Origin of the sequence: Streptomyces sp. NBC_00096 (assembly GCF_045041305.1) — a bacterium.
In the GTDB taxonomy this organism is placed as follows: domain Bacteria; phylum Actinomycetota; class Actinomycetes; order Streptomycetales; family Streptomycetaceae; genus Streptomyces.
The window spans coordinates 5,577,211-5,601,637 of sequence record NZ_CP108221.1; the positions used below are offsets into that span (position 1 = coordinate 5,577,211).

At 71.9% G+C, this 24,427-nt stretch carries 21 protein-coding genes; 14 read left to right on the top strand and 7 right to left on the bottom strand.

The genetic code is table 11. From position 1 onward, the window contains the following. The first annotated feature begins 219 nt into the window (after positions 1–219). The 9 genes from OG904_RS24645 (at position 220) to OG904_RS24685 (ending at position 8,954) form a co-directional block, all read left to right on the top strand. Positions 220–1,380 (top strand): ParA family protein, encoded by a 1,161-nt coding sequence (locus OG904_RS24645; RefSeq protein WP_405494451.1) that lies wholly within the window; start codon positions 220–222, stop codon positions 1,378–1,380. Further along, a complete protein-coding gene (locus tag OG904_RS24650; protein ID WP_405494453.1) occupies positions 1,365–1,862 on the top strand; it encodes a hypothetical protein in 498 nt (165 codons plus the stop codon). Before OG904_RS24645 ends, OG904_RS24650 begins: the two co-directional genes overlap by 16 nt. A 218-nt stretch (positions 1,863–2,080) precedes the next feature. Further along, entirely contained in the window at positions 2,081–3,130 is a 1,050-nt protein-coding gene (locus OG904_RS24655; RefSeq protein WP_405494455.1) for a segregation/condensation protein A, read from the top strand. Continuing rightward, positions 3,127–3,759, top strand: coding sequence for an SMC-Scp complex subunit ScpB (gene scpB / locus OG904_RS24660; protein WP_405494457.1), 633 nt, complete (start codon positions 3,127–3,129; stop codon positions 3,757–3,759). Before OG904_RS24655 ends, scpB begins: the two co-directional genes overlap by 4 nt. Beyond that, positions 3,759–5,333 carry a pseudouridine synthase gene (locus OG904_RS24665; RefSeq protein WP_405494459.1) on the top strand — a complete coding sequence of 525 codons (1,575 nt, stop codon included), beginning with the start codon at positions 3,759–3,761 and terminating at the stop codon, positions 5,331–5,333. Before scpB ends, OG904_RS24665 begins: the two co-directional genes overlap by 1 nt. A 147-nt stretch (positions 5,334–5,480) precedes the next feature. Beyond that, on the top strand, positions 5,481–6,089 hold the full coding sequence (pnuC, locus tag OG904_RS24670) for a nicotinamide riboside transporter PnuC (RefSeq protein ID WP_405494461.1): 609 nt from the start codon (positions 5,481–5,483) through the stop codon (positions 6,087–6,089). Continuing rightward, a complete protein-coding gene (locus OG904_RS24675; RefSeq protein ID WP_405494463.1) occupies positions 6,086–7,180 on the top strand; it encodes an AAA family ATPase in 1,095 nt (364 codons plus the stop codon). The genes pnuC and OG904_RS24675 overlap by 4 nt, the downstream gene beginning before the upstream one ends. Continuing rightward, on the top strand, positions 7,177–7,929 hold the full coding sequence (locus OG904_RS24680; protein WP_405494465.1) for an NUDIX hydrolase: 753 nt from the start codon (positions 7,177–7,179) through the stop codon (positions 7,927–7,929). Before OG904_RS24675 ends, OG904_RS24680 begins: the two co-directional genes overlap by 4 nt. Further along, complete coding sequence (locus OG904_RS24685) at positions 7,926–8,954, top strand: ADP-ribosylglycohydrolase family protein (protein ID WP_405494467.1); 1,029 nt, start codon at positions 7,926–7,928, stop codon at positions 8,952–8,954. The genes OG904_RS24680 and OG904_RS24685 overlap by 4 nt, the downstream gene beginning before the upstream one ends. 63 nt (positions 8,955–9,017) lie before the next feature. On the opposite strand, the gene OG904_RS24690 is transcribed toward OG904_RS24685, so the two are convergent. From OG904_RS24690 to OG904_RS24710, 5 genes are all read right to left on the bottom strand, one after another. Further along, the gene (locus OG904_RS24690) at positions 9,018–9,566 is read right to left on the bottom strand and encodes a hypothetical protein (RefSeq protein ID WP_405494469.1); all 549 of its coding nucleotides are present in this window, start codon (positions 9,564–9,566) and stop codon (positions 9,018–9,020) included. A gap of 77 nt (positions 9,567–9,643) precedes the next feature. Beyond that, positions 9,644–15,958, bottom strand: a complete 6,315-nt coding sequence (locus OG904_RS24695) for an RHS repeat domain-containing protein (RefSeq protein WP_405494471.1) — start codon at positions 15,956–15,958, stop codon at positions 9,644–9,646. Positions 15,959–16,367: 409 nt separating this feature from the next. Next, positions 16,368–17,081 (bottom strand): DNA polymerase beta superfamily protein, encoded by a 714-nt coding sequence (locus OG904_RS24700; RefSeq protein WP_405494473.1) that lies wholly within the window; start codon positions 17,079–17,081, stop codon positions 16,368–16,370. A 28-nt stretch (positions 17,082–17,109) separates the two neighbouring features. Then, positions 17,110–17,580: a Rieske (2Fe-2S) protein gene (locus OG904_RS24705; protein ID WP_405494475.1), complete on the bottom strand. Its 471-nt coding sequence runs from the start codon at positions 17,578–17,580 to the stop codon at positions 17,110–17,112. 83 nt (positions 17,581–17,663) lie between these two features. Further along, positions 17,664–18,005 carry a DUF952 domain-containing protein gene (locus tag OG904_RS24710; RefSeq protein WP_405494477.1) on the bottom strand — a complete coding sequence of 114 codons (342 nt, stop codon included), beginning with the start codon at positions 18,003–18,005 and terminating at the stop codon, positions 17,664–17,666. Positions 18,006–18,141: 136 nt separating this feature from the next. Between OG904_RS24710 and OG904_RS24715 the strand changes: the two genes are divergently transcribed. From OG904_RS24715 to der, 5 genes are all read left to right on the top strand, one after another. Beyond that, entirely contained in the window at positions 18,142–18,594 is a 453-nt protein-coding gene (locus OG904_RS24715; RefSeq protein WP_405494479.1) for a YidB family protein, read from the top strand. Positions 18,595–18,750: 156 nt separating this feature from the next. Beyond that, on the top strand, positions 18,751–19,839 hold the full coding sequence (locus OG904_RS24720) for a prephenate dehydrogenase (RefSeq protein WP_405494481.1): 1,089 nt from the start codon (positions 18,751–18,753) through the stop codon (positions 19,837–19,839). Between the two features lie 105 nt (positions 19,840–19,944). Beyond that, positions 19,945–20,679, top strand: coding sequence for a (d)CMP kinase (gene cmk, locus OG904_RS24725; RefSeq protein ID WP_405494483.1), 735 nt, complete (start codon positions 19,945–19,947; stop codon positions 20,677–20,679). After that, a complete protein-coding gene (locus OG904_RS24730; RefSeq protein ID WP_405494485.1) occupies positions 20,676–21,323 on the top strand; it encodes a lysophospholipid acyltransferase family protein in 648 nt (215 codons plus the stop codon). Before cmk ends, OG904_RS24730 begins: the two co-directional genes overlap by 4 nt. 75 nt (positions 21,324–21,398) lie before the next feature. Continuing rightward, positions 21,399–22,859, top strand: coding sequence for a ribosome biogenesis GTPase Der (gene der, locus OG904_RS24735; RefSeq protein WP_405494487.1), 1,461 nt, complete (start codon positions 21,399–21,401; stop codon positions 22,857–22,859). Between the two features lie 11 nt (positions 22,860–22,870). On the opposite strand, the gene OG904_RS24740 is transcribed toward der, so the two are convergent. Next, a complete protein-coding gene (locus tag OG904_RS24740) occupies positions 22,871–23,344 on the bottom strand; it encodes a hypothetical protein (protein ID WP_405494489.1) in 474 nt (157 codons plus the stop codon). A 216-nt stretch (positions 23,345–23,560) separates the two neighbouring features. Beyond that, positions 23,561–24,355 (bottom strand): hypothetical protein, encoded by a 795-nt coding sequence (locus OG904_RS24745; RefSeq protein WP_405494491.1) that lies wholly within the window; start codon positions 24,353–24,355, stop codon positions 23,561–23,563. Positions 24,356–24,427: the final 72 nt, after the last annotated feature.

Sequence of the window (24,427 nt, forward strand, 5' to 3'; positions counted from 1 at the left end):
ACGTAACCCTTTAACCCTTTCGCGCACCCGCGAAACTTCCCGGCGACAGCTCGTACGCCCTTGACAGAGTGGTGTTCGGTTGCCGACACATCGCGGTGGGTCCGGCGGATTGTGTTGCCGCTGAGTGGTGACACGCCATAGAGTCGCCAACCGTCGGCATGGTGCCACGCTGACCTATCGATAAGTGTCCTGGTCACGTCCGAGGAGGTAAGACGACTTGTGAATGAGTCGACATTTGCTCCTGGAGGTGGTCGAGCAGGAGGGCCTGCGCGGGGCCAGGGTCCTGCCGGAATCGAAGCTGTCGGATCCGTCGCGGTCCGCACCTTCGCAAACCACCAGCACATGACGACGCCCCAAAAGAGCATGGACGGCCTAGACGTGAACTCCAGGGCCGGCGACCTGAGCGGCGACAAGCCCGTGGGTTTCGCCGACTACGAACAGGTGCCCGAGGGGCATTTCTACGACCCCGACGCGGAGTACGAGCCCGACCCCGAGTACGCGGCCACTCTCGCCCCCGACGCTGCCCGCCAGCGCCGCGAGCGGATCGGCCCGACCGGACGGCCGCTGCCGTACTTCCCGATCCCGGGTCCGCTGACCGACCACGGTCCGGCGACGATCATCGCGATGTGCAACCAGAAGGGCGGCGTGGGCAAGACCACGTCGACCATCAACCTGGGTGCCGCGCTCGCCGAGTACGGGCGCCGGGTGCTGCTCGTCGACTTCGACCCGCAGGGCGCGCTGTCCGTGGGTCTCGGCGTGAACCCGATGGAGCTCGACCTGACGGTCTACAACCTGCTCATGGAGCGGGGCATGTCGGCCGACGAGGTGCTGCTCAAGACGGCGGTCCCCAACATGGACCTGCTGCCGAGCAACATCGACCTGTCCGCCGCCGAAGTGCAGCTGGTCAGTGAGGTCGCGCGCGAGTCGACGCTGCAGCGGGCGCTCAAGCCCCTGATGGCCGACTACGACTACATCGTGATCGACTGTCAGCCCTCGCTCGGTCTGCTGACCGTGAACGCCCTGACGGCGGCTCACAAGGTCATCGTGCCGCTGGAGTGCGAGTTCTTCGCGCTGCGCGGTGTGGCACTGCTGACCGAGACCATCGAGAAGGTGCAGGAGCGGCTCAACCCGGAGCTGGAGCTCGACGGCATCCTCGCCACGATGTACGACTCCCGTACGGTGCACAGCCGCGAGGTCCTGGCGCGCGTCGTCGAGGCCTTCGACGACCACGTCTACCACACGGTCATCGGCCGCACGGTGCGGTTCCCGGAGACCACGGTCGCCGGCGAGCCGATCACCACGTACGCCTCCAACTCCGTCGGTGCCGCCGCTTACCGTCAGCTCGCCAGGGAGGTGCTCGCCCGGTGTCCCGCCGAGTGAGTCTGCCCGGAGCCGACGAACTGTTCCGTACGACCGGGGGGATGGCGCTCACATCGTCGGCGTCCTCGGCCTCCGCGCCGCGCGGCGTGGAGCACGCGGCGGCAGCCGCGGAGGGCACGGCGGGAGAGGGCCGCAGCCGGGAGGCTGAGGCCGGTACGGAGCCGGGCGTGGGCCCGCAGCGGCGGCCGCAGGAAGGTTCCGGTGGCGCCGTCCCCGCCCCTGCCCCCGGGCGGGGCAAGGGGCAGGGCCGGGGCGCGAACCGGCGGCCCAGCGGGCGCGAGCGGCACGACGAGAAGATCACGGTCTACGTCTCCGCCGAGGAGCTCATGGACCTGGAACACGCGCGGCTGGTGCTGCGCGGTGAGCACGGCCTGGCGGTCGACCGCGGCCGCATCGTCCGCGAGGCCGTCGCGGTGGTCCTGGCGGACCTGGAGTCCCGCGGCGACGCGAGCATCCTGGTCCGCCGCCTGCGGGGCCGCTGACCCCCTCCGGGCCCCGTGGCGGCGGTCCGGCGCCTCCGGGCGCCCACAGGGCCCGTACGCGGCCCTCAGGGGCCGGTACGGTACGGGCCCCGGCCCCGCTCCGCGTCCGGGCCTCGCCGCAGGCGGGTCCCGGCTCCTCCGGAGCGGCCGCGCATGGGAGTCTTGGCCCTGGCCCCGGCCCGACCGGCGCCCCTCCCTCCGTACCACCCTGGACCGCGATGCCCCCTCCCCCCGAAGCAGGCCTCCCGCCCCGTCGCCGACTGGGCCCCGGCCCGGGTGCTCCCGTACCGCGGGAGGAGGCCGGGGAGCTCTCCGCTGCCGCTCCGGACGCCCCCGGTGGTTCCGCGGAGCACCCCGCCGCCGTTCCGGACGCCCCCGGCGGCCCAGCGGAACGCCCTGATCCCGCTCCGGACGCCCCCGGTGGAGCGGAGGGGTCCGTACCGGCCTCCGGTGCGCCCCGGGAAGCGGCCGGGGACGGGCGGTTCACCCTGCGGCTGGACAACTTCGAGGGCCCCTTCGACCTGCTGCTGCAGCTGATCTCCCGGCACCGGCTCGACGTCACCGAGGTCGCGCTGTCGCAGGTCACCAACGAGTTCATGGCGCACATCCGCGCCATGGGGCCCGACTGGGACCTCGACCAGACGACCGAGTTCCTGGTCGTCGCCGCCACCCTGCTCGACCTGAAGGCGGCCCGGCTGCTGCCCGTCGCCGAGGTCGAGGACGAAGCGGACCTGGCGCTGCTGGAGGCCAGGGACCTGCTGTTCGCGCGGCTGCTGCAGTACCGGGCGTACAAGCGGATCGCCGAGATCTTCCAGGAGCGGGCCGAGACCGAGGGCAGGCGGTACCCGCGCACGGTGGGGCTGGAGCCGCGGCTCGCGGAGCTGCTTCCCGAGGTGGTCATCAGCATCGGCGGCGACGGACTGGCGAAGCTCGCCGTCAAGGCCATGCAGCCCAGGGCCGTGCCGCAGGTGTACGTGGACCACATCCACGCACCGCTCGTCAGCGTCCGGGAGCAGGCCGGGCTGGTCGTGGCCCTGCTCAAGGCGCGCGGCGAGGCCACCTTCCAGGAGCTCACCGAGGACGCCGGCGACACCCTGACCGTCGTGGCGCGCTTCCTGGCCCTCCTGGAGCTCTACCGGGAGAAGGCCGTGGTCCTGGACCAGGAGGAGGCGCTGAAGACGCTCACCGTGCGCTGGAGCGGCGGGGACGGTGACGGCATGCCGACGGTGACGGACGAGTTCGATCAGATCGTGGAGGTCGGGGAATGAGCGAGACGGCGACGCCGGTGTCCGGGCTGGCGCTGAAGCCGGCGCTGGAGGCCGTCCTCATGGTCGTGGACGAGCCGGCGACCGAGGCGCACCTGGCCAAGGTGCTGGAGCGGACCCCGCAGGAGGTCGCGCGGGCGCTGCGCGAGCTGGCGGACGAGTACGGGGCGCAGGGCCGCGGATTCGAATTGCGGCTCGTCGCCGGGGGCTGGCGGTTCTACAGCCGGGCGGCCTTCGCCCCGGCCGTCGAGGCCTTCGTGCTGGACGGCCAGCAGGCCCGTCTCACCCAGGCGGCCCTGGAGACGATGGCCGTCGTCGCGTACCGCCAGCCGGTCAGCCGGTCGAGGGTCTCGGCGGTCCGCGGAGTCAACTGCGACGGGGTCATGCGCACCCTCCTCCAGCGGGGTCTGGTGGAGGAGGCGGGGACGGAACCCGAAACAGGTGCGATCCTGTACAGGACGACGAACTACTTTCTGGAGCGGATGGGCCTGCGTGGCCTGGACGAGCTCCCGGAGCTCGCGCCCTTCCTCCCCGAGGCGGACGCGATCGAAGCCGAGACGCAAGAGGGTGTTCCGTCGTTCGATCCGGACTCTCCGGATACCGATGAAGACGACAAGACGACGGAACTTTGATGCGAAGCAGCGGCAACGGCAACGGTGGCGGCAACAGGAACAGCAGCGGCGGCGGTGGCGGCGGGCGTGGTAACGCCCGCGGCGGCAGCTCCAGCGGTGGCGGTGGCTACCGCGGCGGTGGCAGCGGCTCGGGCGGCGGCTCCCGCGGTGGCAGCTCGGGCGGTGGCTACCAGGGCGGTGGCTCCGGTGGCTCCCGCGGTGGCAGCTCGGGTGGCGGCTACCAGGGTGGCGGCTCCGGCGGCTCCCGCGGCGGCAGCTCCGGCGGTGGCTACCAGGGCGGTGGCTCCCGCGGTGGCAGCTCCGGTGGTGGCTACCAGGGTGGCGGCTCCGGTGGCTCCCGCGGTGGCAGCTCGGGCGGTGGCTACCAGGGTGGCGGCTCCCGCGGTGGCAGCACCGGCGGCAGCTCCTCCGGCGGCTACCGCAGCGGCGGCAGCTCCAGCGGTGGCGGCTACCAGGGCGGCGGCTACCAGGGCGGTGGGTCCGACCGTGACCGCGAGCCCGCGCCCCGCATCCGCAACCCCCGCCCCGAGGAGCGCCGCTACGACGTGGGCCCCGAGGGCGAGCGCAACGGCCGCGGCGGTGCCAAGGCCGGCGGCGGCGGTGCCCGCGGCGCGGCCGACGGCAACCGCGGCGGCGGTGCTCGCGGTGCCGCGGCCCGCGGTGGCGCCAAGGGCGGCCCCAAGACCTCCCGCACCCCCGGCATCGGCGGCGCCGGGGGCCCGCGCATCGGCCCCGGCTCCCGCAGCGGCCAGTCCAAGCCGCGCGAGCTGGAGGCGCGGATCGAGGAGCGCGTGCGCGACCGGTACGCCGACAAGCCCGTGATCAAGACCCCGAAGACCTTCCCGGGTGCCGAGGAGGAGGGCGAGCGTCTGCAGAAGGTCCTCGCCCGGGCCGGCATGGGCTCGCGCCGCGCGTGCGAGGAGCTCATCGAGCAGGCCCGCGTCGAGGTCAACGGCGAGATCGTGCTGGAGCAGGGCAAGCGGGTCAAGCCGTCGGACGAGATCAAGGTGGACGGCCTGACCGTCGCCACCCAGTCGTACCTGTTCTTCGCGCTGAACAAGCCGGCCGGCGTCGTCTCCACCATGGAGGACCCGGACGGCCGCCAGTGCCTCGGCGACTACGTCACCAACCGCGAGACGCGCCTGTTCCACGTCGGTCGGCTCGACACCGAGACCGAGGGCATCATCCTGCTCACCAACCACGGTGAGCTGGCCCACCGCCTCACGCACCCGAAGTACGGCGTGAAGAAGACCTACGTCGCCGCCATCACGGGTCCGCTGCCGCGCGACATCGGCAAGCGCCTCAAGGACGGCATCGAGCTGGAGGACGGGTACGCCCGCGCCGACCACTTCCGCGTCGTCGACCAGCTCGGCAAGAACTACCTGGTCGAGGTGACCCTCCACGAGGGCCGCAAGCACATCGTCCGCCGCATGCTGTCCGAGGCCGGCTTCCCGGTCGAGAAGCTCGTGCGGACCTCCTTCGGCCCGATCGAGCTCGGCGACCAGAAGTCCGGCTGGCTGCGCCGCCTGACCAACACCGAGGTCGGCATGCTCATGCGCGAGGTCGGTCTGTAGGTCCTCCCGGGGACCCGTTCCCCGCACGGCCCGAAGAACCGGGAAGAACCCGTGGTGCCCGCTGGGCGCCGCGGGTTCTTTTTGGTTGTGCCGGACCCCGCCCCCCTTTATAGTCAACCTGACTATAAAGAGAGCGGGGGCCTCATCATGGGGTGGCAGACGAGCTGGACCGAGATCCTCGGATTCGTCACAGGGGCTCTGTGCGTCTGGCTGGTCGCCCGGCAGCACATCGCCAACTGGCCGATCGGCATCGCGAACAACGTCTTCTTCATCGCGCTCTTCTACCCGGCCGGCCTCTACGCCGACGCCGGGCTGCAGATCGTCTTCATCGCCCTCGCCGCGTACGGCTGGTGGTCCTGGACCCACGGGGGTGGACCAGGAACCGCCGGGGCCCTGCAGGTGCGCCGCAGCACGGCCGCCGAATGGGCCGCACTGGCTGCGGTGGGGGCGGTGGGGGTACTGGGCCTGACCCTCCTGCTGGGCCGGGCCACCGACTCCACCGTCCCGTTCTGGGACGCGCTGACCACCGGGCTCTCGCTCACGGCCACCTACGGGCAGTGCCGCAAGCTCGTCGAATCCTGGTGGCTGTGGATCGCCGCCGACCTCGTCTACATCCCGCTCTACGTCTACAAGGGGCTCTACCTGACCTCCCTGCTCTACGCCGTCTTCCTCGCCCTGTGCGTGGCCGGACTGCTCGCCTGGCGCCGGGCGCTCCCCGTCCGCGGGACCCACGAGGCACGGCGGGTGACGGCATGAAGCGCCACGGCCACGGCCTGGTCCTCGGCAAGTTCTATCCGCCGCACGCCGGCCACCACCACCTGGTGCGCACCGCACAGGACCAGTGCGAGCGGCTGACCGTACTGGTGTGCGCGGCGTCCGTGGAGTCCGTACCGCTGGCCGACCGGGTCGCCTGGATGCGCGAGGCGCACCCCGGGGCCGATGTGGTCGGCGCGGTCGACGACATCCCGGTCGACCTGCACGACCCGGCGGTCTGGGAAGCGCACATGGCGATCTTCCGGGGCGCGGTGGGCCGCCGCGTCGACGCCGTCTTCACCTCCGAGGCCTACGGGACCGAGCTCGCGCGCCGGTTCGGGGCCGAGGAGGTCTGCGTGGACCGGGGACGCACCCTCTTCCCGGTGTCCGGAACGGCCGTACGGGCCGACCCCGCCGGGAACTGGGAGTTCCTGGGGCCGGCCGTACGGGCCGCCCTCACCCGGCGGATCGTCGTGCTCGGCGCCGAGTCCACCGGGACGACCACGCTGTCGCGGGCCCTGGCGGCCCACTGGCGCCGGCGCGGCGGAGCGTGGGCGAAGACGGGCTGGGTCGCCGAGTACGGCCGCCAGTACAGCGAGGAGCGGCTCGCGGCGGCGCGCGCGGCGGACCCTGCGGCGACCTGGGCCGACGTGAGCTTCACCTCCGCCGAGTTCCCGGTGATCGCGCGGCGGCAGGACGAGCAGGAGGAGCGGGCGGCCCGGCTGGGATCGCCGGTGCTCTTCTGCGACACCGACTCCTTCGCCACCGGCATCTGGCACGAGCGGTACACGGGCGGGCGCAGCGAGGAGGTCGAGCGGATCGCCGCGGCCACCCACCGGGACCTGTACCTGCTCACCGACCACGCGGACGTGCCCTTCGAGGACGACGGACTGCGCGACGGCCCGCAGCTGCGGCCGTGGATGACCGGGCGGTTCCGGGAGGAACTGGAGCGGACCGGGAGGCGCTTCCTGGTGGTCCGCGGGGACCGGGAGGCGCGGCTGGCGGCGGCCGTGGCGGCCGTCGGCGAACTGCTCGCCGAGGGCTGGCACTTCGCCGATCCGCTGCCCGAGCGGGTGGGGGAGGGGAGCAGGTGAACGAGACCGGACCGGGCTATGACCCGTACGCCTTCGAGCCGTTCGCGGTGACCGTGGACCTCGCCGTCCTCACCGTCCGCGGCGGCACCCTGCACGTCCTGCTGATCCGGCGCGCGCAGGAACCGTACGCGGGGGCCTGGGCGCTCCCCGGCGGCTTCGTCCTGCCCCGGGAATCCGCGGAGGCGGCGGCCCGGCGCGAACTGGCCGAGGAGACCGGCCTGCCGGCGGACGTGATCGACGCCCTGCACCTGGACCAGCTGCGCACCTACAGCGAACCGGACCGGGACCCCCGGATGCGGGTCGTCTCGGTGGCCTTCACCGCGCTCGTCCCCGACCTGCCGGAACCGGTGGCCGGGGGCGGCGGGGACGCCGACCGCGCCCGCTGGGTGCCGGTGGGCGAGGCGGCGCAGCCGTCCTTCGGGCTGGCCTTCGACCACGCGCTGATCCTGGCGGACGCCCGGTCCCGGGTGGGCGCGAAGCTCGAGTACAGCTGCCTGGCCACCGCCTTCTGCCCGCCCGAGTTCACCCTCGGCGAGCTCCAGGCCGTCTACGAGACCGTTTGGGACACCGCCTTGGACCGGCCCAACTTCCGCCGCAAGGTCCTGGCCACACCCGGCTTCGTCGCCGCCGTCCCCGGAGCCGCCCGGCTCACCGGCGGCCGCGGCAAACCGGCCGCGCTGTACCGGCCCGGACCCGCGACCACCCTGCACCCGCCCCTGCTGCGCCCCTCGGAAGGACACACGCGATGACGGAGCCGACGAAGAACACGAAGCGGGCGGCCACGGGCGCCCTCCTCGGGCTGGCCCTGGGAGACGCCCTGGGCTTCCCGACGGAGTTCAACGACGTGCCGGGAATCCTGGCGAAGTCGGGCCCGTGGCGGCAGATGGACCTGCCCCGCCCGGCGATCGTCACGGACGACACCCAGATGACCCTCGCCTTCGCCCGGGGCATTCGGACCGCCGCCGACCGGGGCCGGGTGGGCCCGCTGGGCCTCGCCCGGCCGGTCCGGGAGGAGTTCGTCGACTGGTACCACTCCCCGGAGAACAACCGGGCCCCGGGCAACACCTGCCTGAAGGCGTGCAGTCTGCTGAACCAGCCCGAACGGGACTGGCGCGACGCCAGCCAGCTCGGATCCAAGGGCTGCGGCGCGAACATGCGGGTGGCGCCGGCCGGACTGGTGCCCGGCTGGACGGAGGAGGAGCGAGCCGGCGCGGCCCAGCTCCAGTCGGCCCTCACCCACGGCCACCCCACGGCACTGGCCGCCTCCGACCTCACGGCGCGGGCCGTGCACCTGCTGGCCCGGGGCACCGAGGTGACCGGGCTGGTCGGTCAGCTGCGTTCGTACGCCCTGGAGAACCGCACCCGCTACCACGAGCGCTGGCTCGGCGACCTCTGGACGCGGACCGCCTGCGACGTCTCGGCCGAGTCGTTCATGGCGCGGGGCTGGGACGAGTGCCTCGCGGTCCTGGACCGCCTCACAGCCGCCCTGCGCACCCCCTCCCCGGAAACCGACCCCTGCCTGACCACGGGCGACGGCTGGATCGCCGAGGAGGCCCTGGCCACGGCCCTGCAGTGCTTCCTGCTCTTCCCCGAGGAGCCGCTGCTCGCCCTGCGCCGCGCGGCCTGCACGAAGGGCGACTCCGACTCCATCGCCTGCCTGGCCGGCGCCTTCGCGGGCGCCCACCTCGGCGCGGACGTCTGGCCCCGAGACTGGGAGGGCCGCATCGAGTACCGCGACGAACTCCTGTCCTTCGGCGCGCTCTGGGACGCGTGACGGTGGTGCAACGGCCGGTGCCCCGGTCCCGAAAACCCGGACCGGGGCACTGGCCGTGCAGTCTCACGCGTTGGCGAACACGGCCAGCACGATGCAGACGAGCATGCCCGCGGTGCAGCCGTCGGCCACCCACGAGCGGGTCCACCGCCTGACCGGGCGGGAGTCCCCACGCAGGTCCCGGGGCTCGGCCAGAGCGGCCTTGAGCTCGGCCACCGCCCTGTCCGTACTGCCGACGAAGTGGTCGATCAGGGATCCGGCGAAGCCGACGGAGCGGATGTCGACCGCCTCCCTCGTCGTGACGACCAGGTTGCCGCGCCGGTCGCTGCCCACCCTGGCCACGTACCGGTACGGAACCTCGTACGTGAACACCGGGTTCACGACGCTCAGTACCCGTGGGCCGAGGACGATCCGGGAACCGGTGATCCGACGGCAGAAGGCGATCACGCCCAGAGACGCGGCCACGACCGCCAGCGGGCCCCGCGGGGGTACTCCGCCCAGCATGCTCACCGCGAATCCGAGCGCCATGATCCCGAACCCGGTGGTGAAGAGCGCCGAAAGGACGACGAAGGACGTCCGGTGCAGCACCTGCCGTCGTTTTCCCTGGGTTTTCACGGCCGTACTCCTTGCGGGATTGGGGGGTGACACGTCCGGCACGGGGCAGGGCCGCGTGCCGGACGCCGGTCATCTTTCTAACACCCGTGCGCGTAGGCGCCGAGGCTGGTGTTGCCCGATCCGCAGAACAAGGTGTTGAATCCGGCGTTGACACCCATGTTGGCGACGGTGTCACCCGTGCGTACCCGCATGGTCTGCTGCATGACGGCGGGCCTCACGCTGTTGGCCGGCCGCACCATGCGCACGGAGATGTCCCGGACGATGGCGTTGGTCCCGTAGGCCTCCGCCCAGGTTCGGGCCCCGCCGAAGGCGCGGCCGAACGCGGCCGCGGTTCCTCCGCCGACGGCCACCCAGGCCAGGTCCTTGGCACCGGCGACCAGGGTCTTCCCGGAGAATTTGCCCGTGGCGTTGAGCTCCTCGGCCGTATCCCCCGCGAATTTGACCAGTGCGATCCCGACGCCCACGGCCATGCATGCCCCGACCGTGGCGACGAGGCAGGCGGCGAACCCGACGACGGTCAGCACGTCCTTGATCTCACTCCAGTGGTCGCCGACCCACTGTCCGACCGTCGAGTTCTTGGCCGAGTTCCACGTGTTCTTGAGACCTCCGGCGATGGTGTCCAGGACGCTCTTGTGGGACTTCGGCCTGGGCTGGTCCGACTTCTGGCCGCCCGAGTTGCCGGACGAGGAGAACGACCCGGAGGAGCCGCTCGACTTGCAGTCGGGGTCGTGCCGGCAGGCGGACTGGCTGCGGCGCTTGTTCTCCACGTATTCCGGGGACAGCGTGCCGCCCACGGAGTTCACGATGGTCTCGTACCGGTTGCCGTAGTCGTACGGGTCGTTGCCGCCGTGGCACTTGTACATGCCGCTCGCGCACTCTTCCAGTGCCTGACCGCTCGGGTCCGCGTTGCCGACGGGGTTGTTGTTGCCGTACTGGTAGGCGTTGTGCTGACGCGGGTCGTCCATCAGGAACAGCGGGTCCACCGAGATGAACCGGCCGAGCGCGGGGTCGTACTCGCGGGCTCCGAGGTGGACGAGGCCGGAGGCCGCGTCGTTCGTGCCGCCCACGAATCCCTTGTCCCCGGACCAGTCGGCCGGCTTGGTGCCCCGGGCGCCGCCGAAGACGCCGGTCTTGCGCCGGGTCACGCTCTGCGCGGCATCCGCGCCGACCTGCGTGGTCGTGGTGTCGTGGTGGTCGTTGAGGAGGAAGGCGAGCTTGCCGCCGGTCCGCACGGCCACGGTTTGCGTGCCCGCCGCGTAGGTGCGGGTGCCGGTGAGCTTGCCCGCGGAGAGGCGGAGTTCGTTGCCGGCCGGCATGGAGAGCGTGGTGCCGGTGGCGTCCTTCGCCAGCAGGCGGTCCCCTTCCGAGGTGTAGCGGTAGGAGGCGGTCTCGGTCCCGCCCGTGGTGACGGAGGCCAGGTGGCCCTCGTCGTCCCAGTTCAGGGTCTGCCCGGGGGCGGTACCGGTCGTGCGGGTCCTGGTGTTGCCCGCGGCGTCGTAGGTGAAGGTCTCGTCGTGCGCGGCGGTGCCGGTCTGGGTGACCTTGGGCAGGTCGTGCTTGCCGGCCGTGGGTGCGGCGTAGGTGCGCAGCGTGTCGGCGGCCGGGCCGGAGGCCGTCTTGTGCTGCGTCTCGGTCTTGCGGTTGCCGACCGCGTCGTAGGCGTAGGTCGTCCAGTAGGCGTCCTGGCCGCCGACCACGGAGGCGGAGGGCGCCGCGGCGCACTGCTCACCGGTGTTGGTCCAGGACTGGGTGATCCGGCCCAGGGCGTCGAGGCTGACGCACTGGGTGTCCGTGGTGCGCAGGGCGTCCTGGCCGGACGCGCTCGCGATGGAGGTGATGTTGCCGGACAGGTCGTAGCCGTACTTGGTGTCCTCGATCCGCTGGGGTGCGGTCTCGCGGTCGGCGTACGAGCGGCTCACGGCGCCGGTGTGTTCGTCGTACTCGGTGGTGGTCCACAGGTGCTGGCCGAAGTCGCCGAACTCCTGGCGGGTGTCGCGGCCGTAGTGGTCGTAGGTCGCGGACGACAGGAGGACGTCGGTGCCGGCGCCCACGGTGTTGAGCAGGCCGGTGACGGGTGTGTAGGTGTTGGCCACCTTCTCGGCCGGCAGGTCACCGATCGCCGGCTGCTGGGTCCACATCGTCTGGCCGGTGTTGGGGTTGTAGCTGGTGGTCCACTTGTAGGTGCCCGCCAGCGCACCCGTTTCCGGGGTCGAGGGGACGGTGAGCTGGGTGACGACCGGCTGGTACAGGCTGTTGTAGGTGGTGATGGCCGACTCGTAGGCCTGGCCGTCCACGTACCGGGTGGACTTGGCCGGGTAGCCCTTGGCGGGGGTGTCGAAGGTCCAGGACGTCAGGAGGGTGCCGCCCTTGGAGACCGCGGTCTTGCGGCCCAGCTCGTCGTAGTCGGTGTGGAGGGTGATCCCGCGGGCGTCGGTGACGTCCGTGGCCCGGTCGCCCTGGTCGTAGACCGTGGTGCTGGCGCCCTTGTCGGGGTCGTTCGTCCCCGTCTTGCGGCCGCGGACGTCGTAGGTGTACGCCCACCGCGCGCCCGAGGTGTCGGTCAGCTGGTCGAGCTGTCCGAGCCGGTTGAAGCGGTAGTACGTGGACTGCGAGGCCGTGCGGGCGGCGTCCGTGTACTGCTTGAGCTCGACCGTGCGGCCGAGGGCGTCGAGGACCGTGGTGGCGGCGGTGCCTCCCTTGGGCGGGACCACCGTGGTGGTGTCACCGGTGTAGCTGGTCGTCGTTCGCTTGGTCTCGTCGCCGAACTTCTTGGAGATGACCGCGGTGGGACGTCCGGCGCCGTCGAACTCCGTGTCCGTCGAGGACGGGTAGTTCAGCTCCTGGCCGGTGACGAGAGTGGCGTCAGGGGCCCCTGTGGCGTAGTAGGTGCCGGAGTTGCGCCAGGCCAGGCCCCGGGTGTCGTAGAACACCTCGCTGACCAGGCGTCCGGAGCGGTCGGGGGACTCCTGCTGGGTCTGGCGCTGGCGCAGCAGGCCGTCGCGGATCGAGTAGCTCGCCGCGTACTGACTGTCGTGGGTGAGGTTCCTGGTCGTGACGACGATCGGACCGTCGTTGCGGATCAGGTACTCGAAGGACTGGTTCGGCGAGTCCGGGTAGGTGGCGGCGGAACGGGTGGGCAGCCAGACCTTGGTGAGCCGGCCGAGCGCGTCGTACTCGGTCGTGCTGACCTTGTTGTTGGCGTCGGTGACCTGCCGGGGCTGGGACCGGTAGGGGTCCAGGGTCGTGGTGACGGTGTGGCCCTTGGCGTTGGTCACCGTGGTGGAGGTCGCCACCTCACCGGCGGCCGGGGCGTACGAGGTCGTGGTGACCTTGCCGTACGCGTCGGCCTCCGCGAGCCGGCGGCCGTAGACGTCGTAGCAGAGCTGGTTCTTGGCGGCCCCGCAGGTGCTGGGGACCGTGGACTGGACGTCGTAGCCGTCGCCCTTGCCGTTGATCTTCTCCGTCCTGGTGACCAGACCGGGCCCGGGGAGCGTGCCGAGGGTGCCGTTGTCGTAGAAGGTGCGGTCGTCGGAGACGACGTCGGCCGGACGGCTGACCGTGCTGCCGCAGGGGACGGCCACGGTCTCCACGCGGCTGACCTTGTCGAGGATCCAGCTGCCGGTGTTGCGGGCGTAGCTGGTGGTGGTGCACCTCTCGTCGCCGGTCCTGGCGGTGTCGCCGGTCTCCGAGACCGTGTCGATCATGCCGTAGGCGTCGTAGTGCTGGGTCTTCTCGGTGGTGCGGGTGCCGCTGGTGACCGTGGTGCGGGTCGATTCCTTCTCGGTGCCGGTCTTGTACGCCACGAGGTCCGGCAGCCCCGGGCGGGTACGGGTCGCGACGGCGGCCGAACGCCAGGGGGTGACCGAGGTCGCGGCGACGAGCTTGGTGGTGTCGTCGCCGATGTAGGTGGCGGTTTCGCGGGGGCTGCCCGCGAACTGCTCCCGGTCGGTGACGGCGACACCCGCCGAGTCCTTGACGTCCTGTCCGTCGAGGCCGCGGAAGTAGCGGGCCTCGGAGAGGGTCTTCGGGTCGCCGGCCGCGCCGGTGCGGGTCTGGACGAGACCGTAGCCGCGGGACACCGAGTACACGCGGTTCTCGGGCTTGGTGAACTCGCCGGTGTCCTTGGCCCAGGCCGCGCCGCCGAGGTAGGCGTACGAGGTCACCTTGTCGGGGGTGGAGGCCAGGTTGTCGCCCTCGACCACCTGGGTGGCGACGTAGGAGTTGAACCAGTCGACCTTGGCGGTGTCGCCCTCCCACGCCCACTTGACCGGGTAGCACCGGGTGGTGTTGGTCTGGTCCGGCTGCGGCAGGGTCGTGGGGGTGCAGTCGGGCTGGGAGTAGGTGACACCGATGGTGCCGCCCGTCTCGGTGGTCACCTGGTAGAGGCGCAGCCGGATGAAGGGGGCGAGGCCGTCACCGGTCTTGTCGACCCGGTTGGCCTTCTGTTCGCCCGCGAAGGTCACCGGCGGCATCGGAAGGTCGGGGCCGTCGCCGGCCTTGCCCGTGTGCCGGATGGACTTGAGCCAGAGCGGGGTCGAAATGCCGTCCCCGGACGGCGGGAAGTCCTGCTCCAGCGTCCAGGAGTCGACGTCCTGGTACGCGCCGCCGGTGAGGACCTTGGTGTTGATCCCGGTCAGCCGCGTCCGGGTCCAGAAGGTCGGGGAGAACTGCCCCTTGCACTCGGTCGAGCCGTCCTTGCAGAACTGGTCGAAGGGGGCGTCGGGCCAGTTCTTGGCGTTGGTCTCGTCGAAGGTGCCGCAAGCGGAGAGGCAGCGCTCGGCGACGTCGAACGTGACCTGGCCCATCGCCTTGGCGGTGTAGACCGTGTCGGAGCGCAGGCCGTAGTCGATGTGGTCGAGCCAGCCGCCGCGGACGTACGGGGTGACCGTGCCCTTGCCCGTGGTGGGCGAGACGTTGCGGCCGTAGTTGTTGGTCTCGGTCTTCCAGTAGTAGGCCATGGCGTCGCCGCCGGGGGCCACCACGTAGTCGAGCTGCCAGCGCCAGGCCTGCTGGCACCAGGCGCTCGCGAACGAGGCGTTGTAGCAGGGTTCGCCCGCCTGGTTGCCGAAGACCGGCGTGGTCCAGGTGGAGTTGGTCGTGGGAGTGGTGGCGTCCTTCCAGCCGGGAAGGTGGTTCAGGCCGAAGAAGTACTGGGTGCCGTCGGCCGTGGTGACCTTCCAGTGCTCACCCACGCCGTCGACTCCGGCCGTGCCCTTGTCGCCGTTCACGGCGCCGGTGAGCTTCTCGACCTTCTCGCCCGAGTCCGAGGCCGGGTGCCAGCCCTTGCCCGATTCGTAGACCAGCTCCGTCGACTTGCCACCCAGCGAGAGGGTCGCGTTGTCGTTGAACCAGCACTGGTCGCCGACCTTGGTGGTGTTCGTGCCGCCGGTCTTGTCGTCCTCGCAGGACTTGTACTTGCGCTCGATGAAGCCCGGCTCGTACGACCAGCCGTCCCCGATCCAGGAGGCCTGGCTGTTCGACGCGGCCATGCGGCCGTCCACCGACTGCGAGCTGTAGCCCAGGGAGATCTTCGGATCCACGCTCGCGGGCACGTCGGGGACTTCGATCGGATAGGACCAGTTGAAGCCGCCCGTCGACGTGCCCGAGGTCCAGGAGCCGGAGGGCTGGAGCGAGGTCGCCTTGTAGTCGCCGGTCGGACCCGCGCTGCCCGCGGTGGCCGCGAGGACCATCGCCCCCGGGCCGGCGGTCGGCGCGGACCGGGCCGAACCGGCCGCCGCGGCCTTGGCCGGTGTCGTGCCGGGAGTGCTGACCTGCGTGGTCAGCCTGCCGGTCGCGGTGTCGTTCCTCGTCTGCAGCGGCTTCTGGATCCGGCACTCGGCGAGGTCGGGAGTGGTCAGCGCACAGGCCGGCAGCTCCACGAGGTGCAGACGGGCCGCGTAGTCACCGCCGAAGGCCTGGCGGAAGGAGTCGTACTCCACCTCGATCTCGGCCGGGACGGAGTTCGTGACACCGTCCGAGCGCCCCACCGACAGCAGGACGCCGTTCACGCCCGCCTCGCGGGCGGCCTTCTGGTCCGCGACGTCGACCCTGATCCGGCCGGGATTGGTGACACCTGCCGCCGGACTGCCCTTCAGCAGGACGGACTTGCCCGGAACGGTCCCGGCCGGGGTGACCGTCACGGGCAGCTTGCCCGCGCGTCCGCCCGTGGCGAGGGACACCTCGGCCGAGCCCGCCGAGGGCCAGACGGCCTTCGGTTTCTGCTTCTTGCCCGCGTCGGCGGCCGCCGCGTCCGGGCGCTTGTCGCCGCCCGCGGGGACCTTTGCCACGGGAACGGCTTTCGGCTGCTTCAGCCCGGGCAGCGAAGGCCGCTTCGTGGCCTCCGCCGCTACTGCCACCCCCGGCAGCGCGCCCGCGAGGATTGCGGCAGTCACGACTGCCGAAAGCCCCCTCATACGAATTCTTCCCACGTTCCACCCCAGGTAAGTAATCAAAACCGTCGAATGCTAAGTCGAACTGGTGTATGAGGCAATGAGTTTGGGAGAGTTTTTAGGTTGCGCCTGAGCTGGGGTTTCTCCTCGGGCGCGCTGCTTCCCCGAAGGGATCCCGTGGGTACGGTGACGCCGCCGGTTCGGATATCGGGGGGTGGGGTGAGTCGCAGGTTTGTGGCGCAGGCGGGATATTCCCGTGCTGCCAGTAGGCGGAATTGCCCCGTCCGGTGGTCAACGGGTCGGTTGGCAAAGGGGATTTCGCCATGCAGAGCGAACGAGACCGGTTTCCGCACGTACGGTGCGAGCGGCTCGGGCCGGATCCACCCCGTCGGCGTACCCGCCGTCCTGCGGGTCAGGCCGGGCCGGAGGCCGACGTGCGGCGGGTGCGCAGGAGGAAGTCCTCCACCCGGGCGAGGTCCGGGGATTCGGGGAGGGGGGTCCTGGAGAGGGCGGCTTCGCATTCCTCCGTCAGGCGGGTCATCCAGGCGTCGGCCTCCTCCCAGGTGAGCTCGCCGCGGCGGACCGACAGGAGGCGGTCGCGGTAGGGGCCCGCGTCGATCACCAGGCGGCCCGTGCGCAGCAGGTCACGGCAGGACAGGAGCAGCCGCAGCAGGTGCATGGCGTGCTTCCAGCGCGGAGCGCCGTGGTTGCGGAGGTCTCCGAGGAGTTTGCCGCGCTGGGAGACGGCGTACCGGCTGAAGGTGGTGTGGGCCCGGCGGGAGAGGAACGCTCCGCGGAGCGAGAGGAGTTCCTCCCCGACCGGGGCGAGCTCTTCGACGAGGGGGGAGTGGAGGCACTCCAGGATGTTCGGGTTGGCGCGCAGGGCGAGTTCGCAGAAGCGCTCCAGCTCCCAGGAGAACTCCTCGTCCCGGGGCCCGTCCACGTGCGTCGGCGGCTTCTCGAAGCGCCAGAACAGCGGCGTGGGGGCGAGGTAGACACCGCGCCGGTCGGTGTCGCTCGCCTCCGTCGCCAGGCCGAACGCCCTCGAACCCATCACGCACGCATAGACCGTGTGGTCCCTGACCAGGGTGAGTTCGAGCGGCTCGGGCGTCGGCTTGTCGTTCATCCGGGGATGCTAGGCGGGCGGGCCGCCGCTAGGCGAGCGAGATTTCGCCCGCCGGGGAGACGACGATCTCCTTCTCCGCCAGCGGCAGGGTGGCCGGGCCGTGTGTCACCGAGCCGTCCGTCGCGCTGAACTTGCTGCCGTGGCACGGGCAGTCGATGGAGCCGTCCGCGACCTTGTCAACGAGGCAGCCCTGGTGCGTGCACACCGCCGTGAAACAGCGGAAGGAGCCCGCGGTCGGCTGCGTGATCACCAGTTTCTCCTCCTTGAGGATCTTGCCGCCGCCGACCTCCACCTGCGAGGACTTCAGCATGGCCTTCGCCTGCCCGGTCGGCGACACGGACGCCTCCGGGGACTTCGGGGCCTGCTCCGTGGGCGCGCTGCCGCCCTCGGCCTTCGGCTTCTCTTCGGTTCCGCCGCAGGCGGTCAGCACACCGCCGGCCAGGACGCTCGCGCCGGCCGCCAGAACCGTGCGCCGGGCGGCGTGCATGGGGTCGCTCATGACTTCTCCTCGGGTGATCGCCGGGATGGCGAGACGCATCCTGGCGCGTGACGGGCCTCAGCAACACCCCGCCACGCCTTTGCTCAGCCCTCCGGTTGCCAGGGAACGAGTTCCGCCGGCGCGCGGGGAGCGCGTACGACCTCCCACACGCGGATCACGGCCTCCCGGTTCAGCGGTCCGTGGACGTGCGGGTAGCGGACCCCCGATTCACCCTCCCGGCGGACCTCGGAGGTCAGGGCGGACTCGTCGAGTTCCACGGCGAGCAGCGTCCCCCCTACGCCCGAGTAGTGCGAGGCGGCGATCGCCAGCGCAGTCTCCCGGTCCGCGGAACAGTGCACGAAACCCTCGGAACCGAGGGAGGGCGGGGCGTACGGGCGCGCGGGAGCGGCGGTCCAGTCGGCGAGCGGTACGAGGTGGTAGATCATGCCGTTCGTTCTACCGCAGCGGCCGCACCGCTCTGCGCCAAGTGGCAGGCGTGCCCGGTCTGGGTGACATTGTCCGTATCTCGAAGCCGGGTACGCCGATGTCCGTGCGCCCGGTCCCTCTTCGAAAGGCATCACCATGGCGGGCAACGACCTCGGCTCCCTTCTCGGCGGCCTCCTCGGAGGCGGCGGCCAGGGCGGCAGCGGCGGCAGCGGCGGTGGCGGCAACATCCTCGGCTCCCTCCTCGGCGCGCTCATGGGCGGCGGCGGTGCGGGCGGCGCCCAGGCGGCCGGAGGGGCGGCGAACAACCCGCTCGGCGGGCTGCTGGACATGCTGACCAAGTCGGGCCTGGTCGACCAGGCCCAGTCCTGGGTCGGCACCGGTGAGAACCAGCCGGTCAGTGGCGCGGAGATCGCCAAGGCCCTCCCGGACGACACCCTGGCCAAGGTCGCCGAGCAGGCGGGCGTCACCCCGCAGGCCGCCGCCGACCAGATCGCGCAGGCGCTGCCGCAGGCCGTCGACAAGCTGACCCCCGAGGGCTCGGTGCCGACCGGCTCGATCGAGGACATCATCAAGCAGCAGAACCTCTGAGCGGACCGCCCCCCCCCGCTTCCCGCGGTACGGCAACCCCCGAGGGCCCGGCGGCCCGTCCCAGCGGACGGACCGCCGGGCCCTTCGGCCGTCCGCCCTGGCTACTCTGAGGCAGGCACCGCCGTCGCAAGCCCCCTGTTACACCTGGAGAGCCCCGTGAGAACCGCCGTCGTCATCGGAACCGGACTGATCGGCACCTCCGCGGCGCTCGCCCTCGCCGCCCGCGGCATCGCCGTCCACCTGGCCGACCGCGATCCCGGGCAGGCCCGTACGGCCGCCGCGCTCGGCGCCGGCACCGAGGAGCCCTACGAGGGCCGGGCCGACCTCGCCGTCATCGCCGTACCGCCGGCCCACGTGGCCGCCACCCTCGCCGACGCGATCCGCCGGGACCTGGCACGCGCCTACGTGGACGTCGCCAGCGTCAAGGGTGGCCCGCGCCGCGAGCTGGACGCGCTCGGCGTGGACACCAGGGCGTACATCGGCACCCACCCGATGGCGGGCAAGGAACAGTCCGGGCCGCTCGCGGCCTCGGCGGACCTCTTCGAGGGCCGCCCGTGGGTGCTGACCCCGACCCGGGAGACCGACCACGAGGTGCTGAACCTGGCGCTGGAGCTGGTCGCGCTCTGCCGGGCCGTCCCGGTGGTCATGGACGCCGACGCCCACGACCGGGCCGTCGCGCTGGTCTCGCACACCCCGCAGCTGGTCTCCAGCATGGTGGCGGCCCGGCTGGAGGAGGCCGACGAGACCGCCGTACGGCTCTGCGGGCAGGGCATCCGGGACGTGACCCGGATCGCCGCCTCCGACCCCCGGATGTGGGTGGAGATCCTCTCGGCCAACCCGGGACCGGTGGCGGACGTGCTGGCCGGGATCGCCGCCGACCTGGAGGAGACGGTGGAAGCCCTGCGGGGCCTGCAGTCCGCCGACGAGGACAAGCGCCGCGGCGGAGCGGCCGGCATCGAGGACGTGCTGCGCCGCGGCAACGCGGGCCGGGTCCGGGTGCCGGGCAAGCACGGTGCCGCCCCGGCCGTCTACGAGACCGTGGCCGTGCTCATCTCCGACCAGCCGGGCGAACTCGCGCGGATCTTCGCCGACGCCGGGCGGGCCGGGGTCAACATCGAGGACGTACGGATCGAGCACGCGACGGGACAGCAGGCCGGCCTGGTCCAGCTGATGGTCGAACCCCGGGCGGTCCCCGGCCTCCAGGCCGAGCTGCGCGAACGCGGCTGGGCACTGCGCCAGCCCTAGGGTTGTCCGGCTCCGGCGGGCGGCGGCGAAAAGCCCGGTAACCTGGAGGAGGGGCGCTATTGGCGCGCCCGGACACGTACGCGCAACCAGGAAGGTGCCCGCACCGTGGAAACCGCAGCTCCGACCGCCGTGATCGTCGCCATCGATGGTCCCTCCGGCACGGGCAAGTCCAGCACTTCCAAGGCCGTGGCCGCCAAGCTCGGGCTGCGCTACCTGGACACCGGCGCCCAGTACCGGGCCATCACCTGGTGGATGATCACCAACGGCATCGACACGGACGACCCGCAGGCGATCGCCCTCGCGGCGGGCAAGCCCTCCATCGTCTCCGGCACCGATCCGTCCGCGCCCACCATCACCGTCGACGGGCAGGACGCCTCCGGCCCGATCCGGAGCAAGGAGGTCACCTCCAAGGTCAGCGCCGTGAGCGCGGTCCCCGAGGTGCGCACCCTGATCACGGAGCTCCAGCGGTCCATCACCGCCGAGGCGGCCGAGGAGGCCGACGGGATCGTCGTCGAGGGCCGGGACATCGGCACCACCGTCCTGCCCGACGCCGACCTCAAGGTCTTCCTCACCGCCTCCCCGGAGGCCCGCGCCGCCCGCCGCAGCGGCGAGCTGCGCGGCAAGGAGGCCGCGGACCTCGCGGCCACCAAGGAGGCGCTGATCAAGCGCGACGCCGCCGACTCCGGCCGCCACACCTCCCCGCTGGCCAAGGCCGACGACGCGGTCGAGGTGGACACCACCGAGCTCACGCTCGACCAGGTGATCGAGTGCGTGGTGACCCTGGTGGCAGAGCGGCGCAGCGCGACCGGGGGCACGGAGAAGCGGGCGGGGCGCTCGTGAGCGATACGCCCTCCCTCAAGGGTGCGGCGATCGGCCGGCGGATCGGCATCGGGCTCATGTACGGCCTCTGGAAGCCGCGCGTGCTGGGGGCCTGGAAGGTCCCCGCCACCGGCCCCGTGATCCTGGCCGTGAACCATTCGCACAACATCGACGGACCCATGGTCATGGGCACCGCCCCCAGGCCGCTGCACTTCCTGATCAAGAAGGAGGCGTACGTCGGTCCGCTCGGCCCCTTCCTCGAAGGGATCGGGCAGGTGAAGGTGGACCGCTCCGGCGCCGACCGCGGAGCCATAAGCCGCGCGCTGGGCGTACTGGAGAACGGCGGGGCCCTGGGGATCTTCCCCGAGGGCACCCGGGGCGAGGGCGACTTCGCCTCGCTGCGCGCGGGCCTCGCGTACTTCGCGGTCCGCTCCGGCGCCCCGGTGGTGCCGGTCGCCGTACTGGGCAGCACCGAGCGCTCCGGTCGCGTCGTCAAGGCGCTGCCGCGGCTGAAGAGCAGGGTCGACATCGTCTTCGGCGATGCCTTCGACGCCGGGGACGGCAGTGGCCGCCGTACCCGTACCGCGCTGGACCAGGCCACCGTACGCATCCAGGAGCGGCTGACCGCCCACCTGGCCGACGCCAAGCGCCTCACCGGGCGCTGAGCGAGACTTGACCTAGTAGTGGAACCGCGCTGCGCGGGCCCCACCGATCACCACGAACGACGAGGAACGGACTTCATGAACGACCAGCAAGACCACGGAGCACTTGGCGATGCCGAGTACGCGGAGTTCATGGAGCTCGCCGCGGAAGAGGGCTTCGACATCGAGGACGTCGAAGGCGCTCTGCAGGAGGCCGGTCACGGCCCGCTGCCCGTCCTCGCCGTCGTCGGCCGCCCGAACGTCGGCAAGTCGACCCTGGTGAACCGGATCATCGGCCGCCGCGAGGCGGTCGTCGAGGACAAGCCCGGCGTCACCCGCGACCGCGTCACCTACGAGGCCGAGTGGGCCGGCCGCCGCTTCAAGGTCGTCGACACCGGCGGCTGGGAGCAGGACGTCCTCGGCATCGACGCCTCCGTCGCCGCCCAGGCCGAATACGCCATCGAGGCCTGCGACGCCGTCGTCTTCGTGGTGGACGCCAAGGTCGGCGCCACCGACACCGACGAGGCCGTCGTCCGCCTGCTGCGCAAGGCCGGCAAGCCCGTGGTGCTGTGCGCCAACAAGGTCGACGGCCAGAGCGGCGAGTCCGACGCGGCCGCCCTGTGGTCCCTGGGCCTCGGCTACCCGCACCCGGTCTCCTCGCTGCACGGCCGCGGTACCGGCGACATGCTCGACGCCGTCCTCGAAGCCCTGCCCGAGGCGCCCGAGCAGACCTTCGGCACCGCCGTCGGCGGTCCCCGCCGGATCGCGCTCATCGGCCGCCCGAACGTCGGCAAGTCCTCCCTCCTGAACAAGGTCGCCAAGGAGGACCGGGTCGTCGTCAACGAGATGGCCGGCACCACCCGCGACCCGGTCGACGAGCTGATCCAGCTGGGCGGGGTCACCTGGAAGTTCATCGACACCGCGGGCATCCGCAAGAAGGTCCACCTCCAGCAGGGCGCCGACTACTACGCCTCGCTGCGTACGGCCGCCGCCGTGGAGAAGGCGGAGGTCGCGGTCATCCTGATCGACACGACCGAGAACATCTCCGTCCAGGACCAGCGCATCATCACCATGGCCGTCGAGGCGGGCCGCGCGATCGTGATCGCGTACAACAAGTGGGACGGGCTCGACGAGGAGCGCCGCTACTACCTCGAGCGCGAGATCGAGACCGAGATGCAGCAGGTCGCCTGGGCGCCCCGGGTGAACGTCTCGGCGCTCACCGGCCGTCACATGGAGAAGCTGGTCCCGGCCATCGAGACCGCTCTCGCCGGCTGGGAGACGCGCATCCCGACCGGCCGTCTGAACGCCTTCCTCGGCGAGGTCGTCGCCGCCCACCCGCACCCGATCCGTGGCGGCAAGCAGCCGCGCATCCTGTTCGGTACGCAGGCGGGCAGCAAGCCGCCGCGGTTCGTCCTCTTCGCCTCGGGCTTCCTGGAGCACGGCTACCGCCGCTTCATCGAGCGCCGCCTGCGCGAGGAGTTCGGCTTCGAGGGGACCCCGATCCACATCTCGGTCCGCGTGCGCGAGAAGCGCGGAGCGCAGCACAAGCGAAAGATGTAGCGGGGCCGGGGCTAGTACCCCCGGCGCGGAGCGGGCGGCAGGGCCGCCGGGATGTGCTGCATCCCGGTCTGGGTCTGCCGCCCGTTCGCGTATCCGGATCCGGCGCCCGGTGCGGCGCCCGCGTACGAGTACTGCGGCTGCGGGGTGTAGGAGGGCTGCCAGGCGTCCGCCTGCTGCCATGAGGAACCGTTCCAGCCGCTCCCGTAGGAGGAGCCCCCGGAGCCCGTGCCGTACGCGCCGCCGCTGCCGTACGCGCCGCTGCCGTGTCCGTACGCGCCTCCGTAGGAGAACGCCGTGAAGCCGAGGTCCTCCTCGCCCGTGCGGTCGCCCGGGAGGGCCCGGAAGGCGCGCAGGTACTCCGAGTACAGCGTGTCGTAGATGGGCGTGTGCGAGGCGGCCGGAGCGCTCTCCAGTTCCCGTACGGGGCGCATCTGGGGGACGCTGCTCGGATAGGACGGGGCGCGGGAGACATCGTAGGAATGCACGTATCAGCCAACGAAACGGGCGCCCCTCGGATGCGGGGTGCAGGGGCGGAAAACGCAGATCGCCGGGGGTGCGCGGGACGGACCGCGCACCCCCGGCGCACGCCGCCCGGCCCCCCCCGGGCGGGGGGCGGACGGCCGTTCCGGGGACGGAAGACTGACGGGGATTCCGGGCGGCCGGGGCCACGGGATCCCGGGGGCGGCGGGCGCCCGGGAGGGTCAGGCGCCCGGGGTGCCCGCCAGCGGCATCGAGGCGGCGACCAGCTTCCCGTTGCGGGCGGCCTTGTCCAGGGCGTCGCGGAGCAGGTCCTCGCGGGGCTGCTGGCCGATGGAGTCCACCGGGGCGGCGTAGACCAGGACGCGCTGGGTCTTGTTGACGGCGGCCCGCCAGCCGTCGGTGACCGACAGCGGCTTGTGCGCCTGCCACCAGGCGACCTGGCCGGGCTGGAGCACGGAGTGCAGCTGACCGGCGGCGAGCAGGATCGACCAGCCGCTCAGCGCGGTCGGGATCTCCTCGGTGTCCGTGACGGGGATGAAGCCCTGCTCGATGAGGAGCGGGAGGAAGTCGTCGCCGGGACCGGTGGTGCCGGGGCGGGCGATGGGCGCGGTCGGCTCCACGACCAGGGCGGGGTGCAGCTCGCCGTTGATCAGGATCAGGCCGCTGGTGATGCCGAGTACGGCCTGGCCGCCGGGCACCGACTGCGGTACGTCCTCGCCGGGGGCGCCCGGGGCGGGGCTGTCCCCGGTGATGGAGCGGACGGCGCCCTGGAGGTCGGCCTCCGGTACGGAGACGACCTGCGAGGGGATGCAGCCGGCGTGGGCGAAGGCGAGCACCGCGGTCTCGTCGCCGACGAACAGGACGGTGCTGGTCTGCTCGCGCTCGGAGTCGCCCGGGGTGCGGCAGGAAGTGCAGTCGTAACTGCCGGGGGACCCGTCACCGGCCAGCAGCCGCTGGGCCTCCTCGTCGCCGATCTCGGCACGTACCTCATCACTGACTTCGAGCATGCGCGGCACGGGGTGGCTCCTCGGACTAGGCGTGCGGGGCCGGGGGGTTCCGGCTCGCCGGGATCAACGGGGGAGCGGCGG

Bases quoted from the DNA above. Each gene is read 5' to 3' on its own strand.
- OG904_RS24655 (WP_405494455.1), top strand. From the start codon at position 2,081: ATGCCCCCTCCCCCCGAAGCAGGCCTCCCGCCCCGTCGCCGACTGGGC.
- scpB (WP_405494457.1), top strand. From the start codon at position 3,127: ATGAGCGAGACGGCGACGCCGGTGTCCGGGCTGGCGCTGAAGCCGGCG.
- OG904_RS24665 (WP_405494459.1), top strand. From the start codon at position 3,759: ATGCGAAGCAGCGGCAACGGCAACGGTGGCGGCAACAGGAACAGCAGC.
- pnuC (WP_405494461.1), top strand. From the start codon at position 5,481: ATGGGGTGGCAGACGAGCTGGACCGAGATCCTCGGATTCGTCACAGGG.
- OG904_RS24675 (WP_405494463.1), top strand. From the start codon at position 6,086: ATGAAGCGCCACGGCCACGGCCTGGTCCTCGGCAAGTTCTATCCGCCG.
- OG904_RS24685 (WP_405494467.1), top strand. From the start codon at position 7,926: ATGACGGAGCCGACGAAGAACACGAAGCGGGCGGCCACGGGCGCCCTC.
- OG904_RS24700 (WP_405494473.1), bottom strand. From the start codon at position 17,081: ATGAACGACAAGCCGACGCCCGAGCCGCTCGAACTCACCCTGGTCAGG.
- OG904_RS24705 (WP_405494475.1), bottom strand. From the start codon at position 17,580: ATGAGCGACCCCATGCACGCCGCCCGGCGCACGGTTCTGGCGGCCGGC.
- OG904_RS24710 (WP_405494477.1), bottom strand. From the start codon at position 18,005: ATGATCTACCACCTCGTACCGCTCGCCGACTGGACCGCCGCTCCCGCG.
- OG904_RS24715 (WP_405494479.1), top strand. From the start codon at position 18,142: ATGGCGGGCAACGACCTCGGCTCCCTTCTCGGCGGCCTCCTCGGAGGC.
- der (WP_405494487.1), top strand. From the start codon at position 21,399: ATGAACGACCAGCAAGACCACGGAGCACTTGGCGATGCCGAGTACGCG.